Genomic DNA, 12,991 nt, shown 5'->3' with positions numbered 1-12,991 from the left:
CCCGGCATGACTTCACCTATATACTCTTGATCATCCGCCACAAGGCAAATGCCCCAATGGCCTGAAATAGCAGGGCCGCCACCAGCATAATCCGGCCGGCACTGTCTTCCCACATAGTTTCCATATAACCCGGATTCATCATGACGATGTAACCGGCAATCATAATTGGCAGCAGACCCAGCACCCAGGCGGTGACCCGGGTTTCGCCGGTCAATGTACGTAATTCACGACGGGTCGCTTCGCGATCATGGATCATTTTGACGATATTATTTAGCAATTCCCGCACACTGCTGCCGTAACTGCGATTGACACGAATGGCCAACGAGATCAGGTACAACTCCTGAACCCGGTACAGCTCCGCCGTTTCCTGGATGGCTTGCCCGAGATCCTTACCCAGTTGATTGGCCCGCAGTACGCGTTCAAAAATATCCTTGAGCGGTTGCGCGGCTTCCTGCGTCGCCAGGCCAAGGGCACTTTCCATGCTGCGGCCGGTACTCAGCGCCCGCAACACCTGATCCAGAAACAACGGCAGTTGAAAAATAATCGCCTTGATGCGGCTTTGCCCCTTGTGCCAGAGCCAGAAATAGACAAGGGCCGCCAACAGCAACGGCATCAGCAAGGCAGCCAGTATGCCCTGCATCGCGGCGACAATGAGGGTCAGTAAACAGGCCAGCATGGTCAAGCTGACAATATGCCACTGCGAGGGCTCGACCCCGGCACGCCAGAACAATTGCTGAATGCGGTTGGCGCGCTGGCGTTTTCCCCGGCTTTCGTGACCGCCAATCGCGATATTGGCTGATTCCGCGAAATGCCGTGTGGTTTTTTCGCTCAATTCTTGCGCGCCGCTTTTATACACCGCCAGCAAGGCCAGTGACACCAGCACTATCGCGGCCAGATAGATAAGCACGACCAAGTCAGACAAAACCACCGCCCTCCAAGCCGTTAACCTCGCTTTGGCGATGCAGCGAAGTTGATGAAAACTTCTGATTTGCCGGCCGCAATCCGGCACGGACATGATTATGTTGCCCGGCATCATAACTAAACAGCTCGTTCATCATGAACTGCCCGTCACGATGACCGGTAATTTCGGTGACCGAAGTGATGCGGCGGGTACCGTCAGAAAAACGTGAAATATGCACCAGCACATCCACCGCGCTGGCAATCATGCCCTTGACTACCTCCGGCCCGCCGCGGAAGTTGGCCAGCGAAGCCAGCATTTCCAGTCGGATCAGTGCATCACGGGTATTGTTGGCATGAATGGTACTCATCGAGCCGTCATGACCGGTATTCATCGCCTGCAGCATATCCAGCACTTCCTCGCCGCGCACCTCACCCAGAATGATGCGATCAGGCCGCATCCGCAGGGCATTTCGAACCAGGTCGCGGGCCCGCACTTCGCCATGGCCCTCAACATTCGGGGGACGGGTTTCCAGCCGCACCACATGTTTGTGCCCCAGCTGCAGCTCCGCGGCATCCTCGATAGTGACAAGGCGCTCGGCCGGGTCAATAAACCGGCTTAATACATTGAGCAGCGTGGTTTTACCGGTACCGGTGCCACCGCTGACCATGATATTGCAACGCACCCTGACGGCCTGAACCAGAAAGTCCAGCAGCTCCTGACTGACCGAACCGTAGACGAGCAGATCAGTTTCGCGCAGCATTTCACGGCGGAATTTACGTATCGACACGCAAGGACCATCCAAAGCCAACGGCGGAATAATTGCGTTAACCCGGCTGCCGTCGGGCAGCCGCGCATCAACCATCGGACTGGACTCATCCAGTCGCCGCCCCATCGGCGCAATAATCCGCCGAATGACCCGCAACACATGTTCGTCATCGATAAAACGCAGCGAAGACTCCTGAACCTGGCCGTTTTTCTCATAGAAAATATGGTAAGCGCCGTTGACCATGATATCGCTGATAGTGTCATCGGCCAGCAATGTTTGCAGCGGGCCGTAGCCGACCAGTTCATTGACCATTTCCTCGGTCAGATCATCCAGATCCTGACCGCTGACCGCCAGCTGGCTTTGATTGGCATACTCCGTGACATGGTCGTAAACATAATTGGTCAGCTGCTGCTCCGACCAGTCACCAACCGGCACTTTGTCTTCTTCAACCCGGGCAATCAGATAACGATGCAAGGCATACTTGATGTCCTGATAAGTCTGGCTGTTTTTCAGACTGAAGTCGTAGTGCGGATACTGGAATGTCATAACCGGCTCCTATGCCGTTTTTTTGCGTAACCTGAGCCAGGAAAACCATCCTTTCCTGCTGCTTTCTGTCGTGGCATTCAACTCGCCGGAATTAATCCGGCGGGCCATTTTTTTCACTGAAATCGTGTAGGGGTCGCGCGGTGCACACTCGAACAGGCTTTCGGCCGAATTCATCATCTTGAGTCTGGCCATACCGGATGAAGGCAAGGTGGTCAGCAGGCTGATATCCAGCCCTCGTGCCAGGTTTTCCGCATCGGGCGGCAGACTGGGCAGGTAATGATCGACCACCAGTTTCACCTTGGACATCTCAATCTGAGCCTGAGACAACTTGCGAATGAGCTGCATATTCTGTTTGCAGCTGGGCACGCTCTGTTCCAGCACCACCAGCGTGGTTTCGGAGTTACTGACCAGCAAATGCAGGAAATCGGAGTAAGGCACGCCGCCAAGATTGATGATGATATGAGTAAAATACTGCTTCAGCACACCGAGCAGCACATAAATATCGGCTGAGGTCACCTCACCCATGCCAGTATGTTCCTCCGGCAGCGCCAACAGCTTCAAGCCACTTTCATGCTTGGCAAACGCGCTGTCGATCAGGGTGGCATCCAGCCGGCGCAAACTGCGCACCGCGTCAATGAAACTGTATGGCGCATTGATGCCCAGATAGATAAGGGTGTCGGCGGCCGGTGTGCCCAGATCCAATAACAGCGCTTTCTCGTCTTCTTGTTGCAGCGCCAGCGCCAGGTGCAAGGCCAGCATCGGTGAATCAGAGCCCGGCCGGGCGCTGATCAACGAAGTCACTTTGCCTCGCTCCAGGGTGCTGTGTTGCGACACCGGTGCCCGAAGTTGCAGCCGTTGTATCAGCCGCATCACTTCATTATGGCGGGTGCCGGTGGTAATAAACTCCCGCGCCCCGGCCCGCATCGCATTCAGCAACAGCTCATTATCGGCCTTGTCGGCAACGGCTATTACCAGCAACATGGTTTTCAGTGTCACCAGATCTTCAATAAAAGCCGTGCTCTCTCGCAGTTTTGCTTCCGATAAACCGACAAACACCACCTGGGATCCGGTGAGATCCAGCAACTGTCTGACCCGCTCGATTGACGAAATATCGGACTCGATCACCTCTCCCTCTCCAGACAATACGTCTTGGAGCCAGCTGAGCTGTGCCTCGTTATCGGGGATGACGATATAAGAACGTTTAGCTGATTTACTCATGGCGGCTACTTTGAAAATCCAGTTGAAACGGGTTGTCTGTCGGCAAAGCTGCCATCTTCCATGAACAGAAACTCAAAGAAATTGCGTTCATAATTACGGTATTTTTCGCCCGGCAATGCCGGCAACGCAGCATCACGCGCCAAAGGTCTGACCAAGTGCGGCGTCACGATCATCAGCAGTTCCCGATCATTGCGATCAATCTGCTTGGATTGGAAAAACGCACCGATAATCGGGATGTCTCCAAGGCCGGGGACCTTATCGACGCTGGCCAGCGTGTTCTGGCTGATAAGGCCGCTGATAACAAAGCTTTCACCATCACCCAGCGCCACGCTGGTATCGGTACGCCGCACCCGCAAGGCCGGTACCGCCACGCCGCCGCTCTGGATACCGGCATTAAAGTCGAGTTCACTGACTTCCGGCGCCACTTTCAGGGCAATACGGTTTGGATCCAGCACCGTCGGCGTCAAAGACAGGCGCACCCCAAACTCCTTGTATTCGATCGTCACACTGTTATCGGTACCGCTAGCACCGCGCACCGGCACCGGAAACTCACCCCCGGCCAGGAAATTCGCACTCTGACCGCTCATCGCCATCAGCGACGGTTCTGCCAGCGTATAGGCAAAGCCATTGCCCTCCAGCACGGAAATCACCCCCAACAAACCATCCGTCGCCCGACCATAGATAAAATTAAACGCATCGCTGTTGGGCAGAAAACCACTGCTGCTCAGCAAGGAGAAATTGCCATTCTGACCGGTCTCGACACCACTGATATTACCCGGTGACGATAGCGCACGGGTACGGCTGTCATTATTCTTACCCAGAAAAAAACCTGCCGACTGCAGCCGGTTCTTGCTGATTTCAACAATCTTGATATCGATTTGCACCTGCGCGTCATAATTCAAGGTCGTAGCATCGACCCCATTATCGGCATCAAAACCCAGCATACCCCGCACACCGGCGTGCTGTTCCAGCGATGCACTTTCCCCTGATAACCTAAGTTCGCCGCCGGCTGCCTCAATCGCCAGATCAGAGTCGCCGAGCGTGTCCAGACCATGGGCGGCAAGTCCGTCTGACACCGTTACCAGCAGGCTGACTTCCTCCGGTTGTTTGCTGTTGCCGTCTGCCCATATTTTAAGACTGGTCGCTCCCGGCTTTTTGGGCGTGATCAATAACTGGCTTTTATCTATCACCGTGACATCGGCAATCTCGGGGTCACCCACTGCCACACGGGCAATACGCTGGCCATATAGATAACTGTGCTGGCTGCCCGCCTCCAGCTTCAATAGCGGTATCTCGGCGCGTACCGCCAGAGAGGTAAAAGCAAATACAAACCAGAAGCAGACCGTGGCCAGCCCAATCCTTGGCCAATGGCGCTGACTGCAACAGGGTTTGCGCATGTTAATTCTCCTGCTCTACGGTAACGGCAGTGGCGGCACTGCCTCTGTGAACTAAAACTTTTGGCTTGGCGGCTGGCGCAGCAACCCGGCGCGCGGTCGTCTGGCTTGGCACCACCGGCGTTGCGGTCAGGGTTTTCAAGGTCACCAGGTAGTGCGGATTACCCTGGGATTTCGCTGCGGTTGCGGGTAAAAAAGCAGGGTTGTCAGGTTGTTTTGCAGGCGAGTCAGCTCCATGCAGAGCCAGTCTGATCCGACCGCTCGATTCCGCTAGCAACAGTTTTGATACCGCATCCCGCGCTACCGCCAGCACAGCTGTTTTGCTTTTTTTACCGGTTGGGTCATCCTGATCAGGGGCTTTGCTGCCCTCCGGCAGCAAAGTTTTTCCCTCTTCTGCCTTAGCGAGATGGGCGCGGGATTTTTTGCGGATGGCATCCCGATCAAGCATATCGACAGTGTTGCCAAAAGCGAGTACCCGGATGTCCGGCAGCAGTAACTGCGCCGAACTGTTTTTGCCGGTTTCCCGCCCGGCTTGCAGATAGAACAGCACGTCAACAATATCACCCGGCTGAATGAAGCCCCCGGTGCCAATCACCTCATCCACCCTGACCGCAACAGCGCGCTCTCCGGGGCGGATACTCTGTACCAACGGACTGTCATTGTGAAAGTGATCCTCGATGAGCACTTCTCCGGCGGCGATCGTCATCCGCGGTTCGCGGCCGATCACGTCGCCACTCTGTTGATAAACGCCTATCACAGCCTTGCTGACAAACTGGGTGGTGACATCGTCCTGCCCTATCGTTTTTCCGGCATCAATATCGCGGGCAGCAATGAGCACAGCTACACGCTCCGGTTCCTGTTGGACAGTTGCCGATACCGGCGCGACTGCGGCTGCCGGTGTCCGACCCGCCTGATATCCCAGATAGCCAAGAACCGCAGCGCCCAAAGCCAGTAAAATTGCCACCATACGTAAAGTCGAACTGCTCATCCTGTTCTCCTTTCCCTGTCATCAGGCCGGACTTCCACCATCAGCCTGCGTTGTTAATCAACTACTTGAAACTACCTATCAATACGCCTCACAACATCACCACCGCCTGTCCGCTCAAGTGCTCAGGCAGCCGGGGCACATCACCAATACCGGGCAGCGTTAATACAGGAATCATCGGCGCGCTGCGGTAATTCGAATAAATGACCGTCACCGTCAGCGCTCCTGTCGCTGGCACAAAGTTTATTCCGACGTTCTGATTGGCCTCACCCAACACCGCCGCCTGCGCGATGGACGGTAACCAACTCAGCGTTTCGCCGACCACCGTCCGCACCCGCGGCGTCACACCTTGCTCGATATAATCACTGGTTGTGGCAAAACCATCAGGTTCCACAGCTACCGCAGCCCGCGCGCCTGAAGCGGCAGCATGATGAAACGCCTGGCTCATCAGCATGGGCAGCGAATAACTGACAATGGCGTAGAACAAGACGAAGAAAATCACAAACATTAGCGCCGCCTCAATCGCCGCCGCACCTGACTGCTGTGCCGGTAAACAGGGTCTATGAGGTATTGTCCGGCAACGCATCACCAGCCTGTCCTCATATGAACATTCAACAATAGGCTTGATACCAGACCTATTGCCAATAAACTGCCAAACGGCAATATCCGGCCCTGCATAACAGGCGCAGGCGGCACATTGAGTTGGAACCTTGCCAAATACAGGTTCAGGTACGGCACTAAGTATTCAGCGGACCTCCAGGCCAGCACCAGCGTACCGGCCAGCAGGCCGGCGATGGCAAAACAAAACAGTAGTACCGGTAACCCGCATAACAATCCTATTGCCGCCAGCAGCTTTACATCGCCGGCGCCCAGCCATTTCATAGCATAGGCAGGTAAAGTTAAAATAATTGCTACCCCCCAGGCTGACAGACAGGAAAACCACGAAGCACCCAGCGCCCCTTGTCCAGTGATTAACAGAATCAACAGGGCAGGCACATGCATCCCTAAAGTCAGCATATTCGGCAGCCGGCGTTGAGTAAGGTCAAAGAAACCACAGCAAAACGCCCACAAGCCAATTAACCATGGCACTACCATAGTGTTAAGTCGATAACTAATAGCTAATTAACAGACTAAAAATTACGGGGTTGTTTCAGTAGAAGTAGAAATCGCATCCTGGATTTGTTGGAATATACCTTTTATTGCTGTGTTAATTCCTGGAACAAAAGCAACCAGAGCCACCGCGACCATTGCGGCCACAAGTGCATATTCAATACCGCTGGCCCCTTCTTCATTGCGAAGAAACTGCATAACGATCTGTTTAACATTTACTGTAGACATCTCTCTCTCCTTTGGTAATTAACATTTTCGCCCGCTAACTACATAACTGCTGACCACTCTTGCCGGTGGCTTTTTTCTGTTAAGCTTATCAATAGATGAATTTTCCGCCTTTTGCAAATCGTTCCTTTCGTAACGGAATTAAAAACGCCTCTAAAACATTATCGGCAAGCCGTTTTTTTCTTTATCGGCAGATGGTTATCCCTCTTTACCTTTCTTAAATCCAGGTTCTGCATTCGTCACTTGCCGCGACAGTAAAACCGTGCAGAGATTTTATATTCCGGTTTTTTTAACCGCCGATAGTATTGATATATGCCTTCCGGCTTAACCGCTCACAGCCCCTTGATCACGATTCACCCAGCTGTTTAAAGTAATCGTTGATTTCTTTCAGGTTCTGCTGCACATAATCCAGAAAAGCTTGTGTTACCGGGGTAGGATGTTTGCCTGAAGGATAAACCAGACACCATGAGCGGCGTAGCGGAAAACCTTTTATCGAGACGGTTTTGAGCGTACCCAGCTTCAGTTCCGACAATACGCTCAGTTTAGGTAAAACAGCGACGCCCAATCCCGCCAGCACCGCATATTTAATCGCATCGTTCGAACCCAACTCCATATAAGGTTGCAGGCTGAGCCGATAATGTTGGCAATGTTGTTCCAAAGCCAGCCTGCTGCCGGATCCCTGCTCACGCAGCAAGAGATTAGCATTGAGAAACTGCTGGGCGGGCAGTTGCTTTCTCCCCGCAAGCGGGTGTTCTGCCGACATTACCGGGATTAACTCATTATCCAAAAACGGTAACGATGATAATGATCGATCATTAGGCACCAGCCCCATCATCACCAGGTCATCCGTGTTGCTGTTCAGTTGTTCAAGAGCTCTGGCACGATTCACAACACGGACATTGACGTTAACCGCCGGGTGCATTTGCAGGAAACCTTTCAGTAAATACGGCACCACATATTGCACGGTATTGACCACGCTTAATCTCAAATCACCGGACAATCTGCCTTGCAGACTGTGCAGATCACTTTGCAAATGCTGCACCTGGTCAAAAACGGCATTGATACACTCCGCCACCCGCTCACCGGCACGCGTGCAATAGAGCTTCCTGCCCACATATTCGAACAAAGGCTGTCCCAGCACATCTTCAAGTTTACGAATTTGCGAACTGACCGCGGGCTGGGTGAGCCCCAGCGATTCTGCCGCTTTTCGATAACCCTGCTGCTGATAAACCGCCTGAAAAACCTGTAATTGGCGAAAGGACAGTCGACTAATTAATTGTTGAAGAGATAGCGACATAACTCACCTTTATATCTATATATAAGCTAAAACTTATCACTGATAAAAATTATATCAATTTTTCTTTATACTCCCTTTACTCTACGCTTGATAACAGACCAAATCGGGAGCCAGCCCATGTTGAAAAAAGTGTTAATCGCCAACCGGGGCGAAATTGCCGTACGAATCATACGTGCCTGTGCCGAAGCGGGTATTCGTTCAGTAGCGATCTATACCGAACCGGATCGTTATGGCTTGCACGTCAAACGTGCCGATGAATCCTTTTCGCTCGGTGAAGATCCCCTGGCGGGTTATCTGGATCCGCTGCGCATCGTGAATCTGGCCGTGGAAACGGGTTGTGATGCGATTCATCCGGGCTATGGTTTTCTGTCTGAGAATGCAGAATTCGCCCGCCTTTGTGAAAAAAACAACATCACCTTTATCGGCCCCAAGTCGACGGTTATCGAACGTATGGGTGATAAAACCGCCGCTCGCGACAGCATGCGCGCCGCCGGTGTGCCGATTACACCCGGCTCGGATGGCAACCTGGCCAGCCTGGAAGAGGCTTTGGTTTTAGCCGAGGAAGTCGGCTATCCGGTGATGATTAAAGCCACTTCCGGCGGCGGCGGCCGTGGTATTCGCCGCTGTGACAGTGCGGCCGAGCTGCGCCAACAATATCCGCGGGTTATTTCCGAGGCCACTAAGGCTTTCGGCTCGGCAGAAGTCTTTCTGGAAAAGTGCATCATCAACCCGCGCCATATTGAAGTGCAGATCCTGGGCGACAGCCAGGGTAATGTTATCCATTTGTACGAACGTGACTGCTCTATCCAGCGGCGCAATCAAAAGCTGATTGAAATTGCGCCCAGCCCCCAACTGACGCCGGAACAACGTGATTATGTCGGTGATCTGGCCGTGCGTGCCGCCAAAGCCGTAGGTTATGAAAATGCCGGTACCGTTGAATTTCTGCTCACCGGCAATGAAGTGTATTTCATGGAAATGAACACCCGGGTGCAAGTCGAACACACCATTACCGAGCAAATCACCGGCGTGGACATCGTGCGCGAGCAGCTTCGCATTGCTGCCGGACAAACCTTGAGTTATCGCCAGCAGGACATACAGTACCGCGGCTTTGCTTTACAGTTTCGTATTAACGCCGAAGATCCGAAAAACGACTTTTTACCCAGCTTTGGCCGCATCACCCATTATTATGCACCGGGGGGGCCGGGCGTACGGGTGGATACCGCCATTTACACCGGCTATGACATCCCGCCTTATTTTGATTCCATGTGTCTGAAACTGGTGGTCTGGGCCTTGGACTGGGAAGACGCGCTAAACCGCGGTCAGAGGGCGCTGGATGATATGCGTCTGCACGGTATTAAAACTACGGCCAATTACTATAAACAAATCCTTAACCATCCGGATTTCCGTAGCGGCCAGTTCAACACCAGTTTTGTACCGGCCCATCCCGAACTGCTGAACTATTCCGATAAACGACGTCCCAGCGCGGTTGCGCTGGCTTTGGCCACTGCCATTGCAGCCCATACAGGCTGGTAGCTCTTACAAAGGGACAGCCATTCACGGCGAGCTGCGCCTACCCATGAACGCTGACAGAACCAACGAAATACAGCAATATCAACTTGAAAGAGCACCAAGCTGGAGAAAACAATGAAACCGATACAAATTACCGACGTTATTCTGCGTGATGCCCATCAGTCGCTGATCGCGACCCGCATGCATACTGACGATATGCTGCCGATTTGTGACAAGCTGGATAAAGTGGGTTACTGGTCGCTGGAGGTCTGGGGCGGCGCGACGTTTGATGCCTGTGTGCGTTTTCTTAAAGAAGATCCCTGGCAAAGACTGCGTCAGCTCAAACAGGCCTTACCCAACACTCGGCTGCAAATGTTGCTGCGCGGACAGAACCTGCTGGGTTATCGCCATTATGCCGACGATGTGGTCAGTGCTTTTGTCGAACGTGCCGCCGACAACGGTATTGATGTCTTCCGGATCTTTGATGCCCTCAATGATCTGCGCAACCTGGAAACCGCCATCACGGCGGTGAAAAACACCGGCAAACATGCTCAAGGCACCATTTGTTACACCACTAGCCCGGTGCACACCGCAGAACTGTTTGTGACACAGGCCAAAGATCTACGTGATATGGGTGCGGATTCCATTGCCATTAAAGATATGGCCGGTCTGCTGGCGCCGTATCCGACTTATGACCTGGTCAAAGCTATCAAAGCAGAAGTTGACTTGCCGCTGGTGATTCACAGTCATGCCACCTCCGGGCTGGCAGCACAATGCCAGCTGAAAGCCATTGAAGCCGGCGCGGATCGGATCGATACCGCCATTTCTTCCTTTGCCTGGGGCACCAGCCATCCGGCCACCGAATCGCAGGTGGCGGCATTGATAAATACTGAATGGGATACAGGGCTCGATCTCAAACTATTAGCCGAAATTGCTGACTATTTCGGCGAAGTTCGCAAAAAATACCATCAATTTGAAAGTGAGTTCACCCGCGAAGATGTCTCGGTACAAATCAACCAGGTTCCGGGTGGCATGATGTCGAATCTGGCCAACCAGTTGAAAGAACAGAATGCTTTAGATCGCATTCGTGAAGTGTTTGCCGAAATCCCGCGCGTACGTGAAGATCTGGGTTATCCGCCATTGGTCACCCCCACTTCACAAATTGTCGGTACTCAGGCGGTGTATAACGTGCTGGCCGGCGAACGCTACAAAACCATCACCAATGAGGTGAAACGTTATTTGCAGGGCGGATATGGTCGTCCCCCGGCACCGGTTAACGAGCAATTACAGAAAAAAGCCATCGGTAATGAACAAATCATCGACTCCCGCCCGGCCGACGCCCTGTCCCCCGAATTAAATAAATTGCGTGCTGAAATCGGTGAGCTGGCACAATCCGAAGAAGATGTGCTGACCTATGCCATGTTCCCGGATCTGGGCCGTGAATTTTTACAGCAACGTGCAAATGGCAGCTTAAACCCCGAACCCTTGTTGCCCGTTACGGACGGTAATCAAAGCAGGGAAACCATCGCTACCGAATTCAAAGTGGATGTTCATGGCGAAAGTTATGATATCGCCATTACCGGTGTCGGTGATGTCGGAGGCGGTAAACGCAAGTTCTACATCTCTATTGACGGCATGCCGGAAGAAGTCACTTTTGAAGCGCTTAATGAATATGTCAGTGAAGGCGGTGGTGGCCGTAAAAAAGCCACCTTGCCCGGCCATGTCACCGCGCCATTACCCGGCAACGTGGTCGAGATACTGGTCAGCGAAGGTGATCACGTCGAAGCCGGGCAGGCGCTGCTAATCATGGAAGCCATGAAAATGGAAACCGAATTGCTGGCTAATATCTCTGGCACGGTGCAGGCCCTGCATGTCACAAAAGGTGGCCGGGTAACGCCAGGAGAAGTCTTAATCGAAATCGAATAAGTTCAAAGGCTTATAGATGCGCCCATGACACGTCCTCCATTGCCGGTTCATATCTGCCCAGCATGGCTAAATGATTAAGTTGTGCACGCTTAAACAGTGCCTGCTGGGCGGCAGGCACATTTTCGTCTTTGCCCTGCCAGATCTGCATGGCGGGCTGCTGCAATGCACGGCCATAGGAAATACTCAGGTGCCACGGCAATCCTGCTCCCTGCCGGTTGATTTCATTGAGATTGACCGTCGCTTCTTCCGCTTCCTGGCCGCCGGACAGGAAATTAATCGTCGGCACAGCAGCCGGCACCGTATGTTTAAGTACTTTCAAGGTTGCCGCTGCGACCTCATCCGGCGGGGCTTGCTGCAAACAGTCTTTACCCGGCAGCACCATGTTCGGCTTCAAAATGATCAGCTCCAGTACCACATGGTGGCGATGCAAGGCATGAAAAACGGCATGCAAAACTGCTTCGGTCACCCTGGCATGGCGATCAATATCATGATCGCCATCCATCAGCACTTCCGGCTCGACTATCGGCACCACCCCTTCGGACTGGCAGACCGCGGCATAACGCGCCAGCATTTCGGCCTTGGCTTCGATGGCATGCTGGGTCGGCGTAGATGGTCCGACAGGGTAAACTTCGCGCCATTTGGCAAAACGTGCGCCCAGTTTTTTATATGACTGCAAACGCTCCGCCAGTCCGTCCAGCCCCTGCGTGATCTTATCGCCAGGCGATAAGGCCAAATCGATTACGCCTTTGTCGGCCTTGATGCCGGGCACGATTTTCTGTCGCCAGGCCGCCTCGCCAACCGTGCAGCCATTGGCCGTTTTTTGCTGCAATGTCTCCTCGTAGAAGATGACACCACTGAGGTAGTCGCCCACACCTGGTGTGGTGACCAGCAGACTGCGCCAGGCACAACGGCTTTGCTCGGTAGATTCGATATTGAGCGCATTGAAGCGCTTGGTAATGGTAGGTGTGCTTTCATCGGCGGCCAGAATGCCGCGCCCTTTTTGCACAATATCGTTGATGGTGGCTTCCAGCATATCTGTTGTATCCATGTCGGCCTCCCAGGAAAATGAATTTTATCGTTCTGATGCCGTTAGGATCTAACGGCCCCGTCTGTT

The 12,991-nt window shown here is 53.3% G+C and carries 12 protein-coding genes; 2 read left to right on the top strand and 10 right to left on the bottom strand.

From position 1 onward, the window contains the following. Nucleotides 1–16: 16 nt before the first annotated feature. From OMP95_RS06665 to OMP95_RS06620, 9 genes are all read right to left on the bottom strand, one after another. A complete protein-coding gene (locus OMP95_RS06665) occupies nt 17–928 on the bottom strand; it encodes a type II secretion system F family protein (protein WP_416234635.1) in 912 nt (303 codons plus the stop codon). After that, on the bottom strand, nt 915–2,213 hold the full coding sequence (locus OMP95_RS06660) for a CpaF family protein (protein WP_323135114.1): 1,299 nt from the start codon (nt 2,211–2,213) through the stop codon (nt 915–917). Before OMP95_RS06660 ends, OMP95_RS06665 begins: the two co-directional genes overlap by 14 nt. A gap of 9 nt (nt 2,214–2,222) precedes the next feature. Continuing rightward, entirely contained in the window at nt 2,223–3,431 is a 1,209-nt protein-coding gene (locus OMP95_RS06655; protein WP_266327217.1) for a hypothetical protein, read from the bottom strand. 5 nt (nt 3,432–3,436) lie between these two features. After that, entirely contained in the window at nt 3,437–4,828 is a 1,392-nt protein-coding gene (locus OMP95_RS12500) for a type II and III secretion system protein family protein (RefSeq protein ID WP_323135113.1), read from the bottom strand. 1 nt (nt 4,829) lies between these two features. Continuing rightward, complete coding sequence (gene cpaB, locus OMP95_RS06640; protein ID WP_266327215.1) at nt 4,830–5,813, bottom strand: Flp pilus assembly protein CpaB; 984 nt, start codon at nt 5,811–5,813, stop codon at nt 4,830–4,832. An 88-nt stretch (nt 5,814–5,901) separates the two neighbouring features. Beyond that, nucleotides 5,902–6,396: a TadE/TadG family type IV pilus assembly protein gene (locus OMP95_RS06635; protein ID WP_266327252.1), complete on the bottom strand. Its 495-nt coding sequence runs from the start codon at nt 6,394–6,396 to the stop codon at nt 5,902–5,904. Further along, nucleotides 6,396–6,905, bottom strand: a complete 510-nt coding sequence (locus tag OMP95_RS06630) for a prepilin peptidase (RefSeq protein ID WP_266327213.1) — start codon at nt 6,903–6,905, stop codon at nt 6,396–6,398. The genes OMP95_RS06635 and OMP95_RS06630 overlap by 1 nt, the downstream gene beginning before the upstream one ends. A gap of 42 nt (nt 6,906–6,947) precedes the next feature. Continuing rightward, nucleotides 6,948–7,148, bottom strand: a complete 201-nt coding sequence (locus tag OMP95_RS06625) for a Flp family type IVb pilin (protein ID WP_266327211.1) — start codon at nt 7,146–7,148, stop codon at nt 6,948–6,950. A gap of 343 nt (nt 7,149–7,491) precedes the next feature. Next, nucleotides 7,492–8,442, bottom strand: coding sequence for a LysR family transcriptional regulator (locus tag OMP95_RS06620; RefSeq protein WP_266327209.1), 951 nt, complete (start codon nt 8,440–8,442; stop codon nt 7,492–7,494). A gap of 117 nt (nt 8,443–8,559) precedes the next feature. On the opposite strand from OMP95_RS06620, the gene OMP95_RS06615 reads away from it, so the two are divergent. Next, nucleotides 8,560–9,975 carry an acetyl-CoA carboxylase biotin carboxylase subunit gene (locus OMP95_RS06615; protein WP_266327206.1) on the top strand — a complete coding sequence of 472 codons (1,416 nt, stop codon included), beginning with the start codon at nt 8,560–8,562 and terminating at the stop codon, nt 9,973–9,975. 111 nt (nt 9,976–10,086) lie between these two features. Further along, the gene (oadA, locus tag OMP95_RS06610) at nt 10,087–11,877 is read left to right on the top strand and encodes a sodium-extruding oxaloacetate decarboxylase subunit alpha (protein WP_266327204.1); all 1,791 of its coding nucleotides are present in this window, start codon (nt 10,087–10,089) and stop codon (nt 11,875–11,877) included. A gap of 10 nt (nt 11,878–11,887) precedes the next feature. Here the strand turns inward: oadA and OMP95_RS06605 are convergent, their stop codons facing one another. After that, nucleotides 11,888–12,925, bottom strand: a complete 1,038-nt coding sequence (locus OMP95_RS06605) for a class I fructose-bisphosphate aldolase (protein WP_266327202.1) — start codon at nt 12,923–12,925, stop codon at nt 11,888–11,890. Between the last annotated feature and the right edge of the window lie 66 nt (nt 12,926–12,991).

It is taken from the genome of Methylophaga sp. OBS4 (assembly GCF_026319305.1).
In the GTDB taxonomy this organism is placed as follows: domain Bacteria; phylum Pseudomonadota; class Gammaproteobacteria; order Nitrosococcales; family Methylophagaceae; genus Methylophaga.
This window is presented reverse-complemented; position numbering and strand designations above follow the sequence as displayed.

Excerpts from the sequence above, each read along its gene's own strand:
- OMP95_RS06660 (WP_323135114.1), bottom strand. The coding sequence starts at position 2,213 with ATGACATTCCAGTATCCGCACTACGACTTCAGTCTGAAAAACAGCCAG.
- OMP95_RS06655 (WP_266327217.1), bottom strand. The coding sequence starts at position 3,431 with ATGAGTAAATCAGCTAAACGTTCTTATATCGTCATCCCCGATAACGAG.
- OMP95_RS12500 (WP_323135113.1), bottom strand. The coding sequence starts at position 4,828 with ATGCGCAAACCCTGTTGCAGTCAGCGCCATTGGCCAAGGATTGGGCTG.
- cpaB (WP_266327215.1), bottom strand. The coding sequence starts at position 5,813 with ATGAGCAGTTCGACTTTACGTATGGTGGCAATTTTACTGGCTTTGGGC.
- OMP95_RS06635 (WP_266327252.1), bottom strand. The coding sequence starts at position 6,396 with ATGCGTTGCCGGACAATACCTCATAGACCCTGTTTACCGGCACAGCAG.
- OMP95_RS06630 (WP_266327213.1), bottom strand. The coding sequence starts at position 6,905 with ATGGTAGTGCCATGGTTAATTGGCTTGTGGGCGTTTTGCTGTGGTTTC.
- OMP95_RS06625 (WP_266327211.1), bottom strand. The coding sequence starts at position 7,148 with ATGTCTACAGTAAATGTTAAACAGATCGTTATGCAGTTTCTTCGCAAT.
- OMP95_RS06620 (WP_266327209.1), bottom strand. The coding sequence starts at position 8,442 with ATGTCGCTATCTCTTCAACAATTAATTAGTCGACTGTCCTTTCGCCAA.
- OMP95_RS06615 (WP_266327206.1), top strand. The coding sequence starts at position 8,560 with ATGTTGAAAAAAGTGTTAATCGCCAACCGGGGCGAAATTGCCGTACGA.
- oadA (WP_266327204.1), top strand. The coding sequence starts at position 10,087 with ATGAAACCGATACAAATTACCGACGTTATTCTGCGTGATGCCCATCAG.
- OMP95_RS06605 (WP_266327202.1), bottom strand. The coding sequence starts at position 12,925 with ATGGATACAACAGATATGCTGGAAGCCACCATCAACGATATTGTGCAA.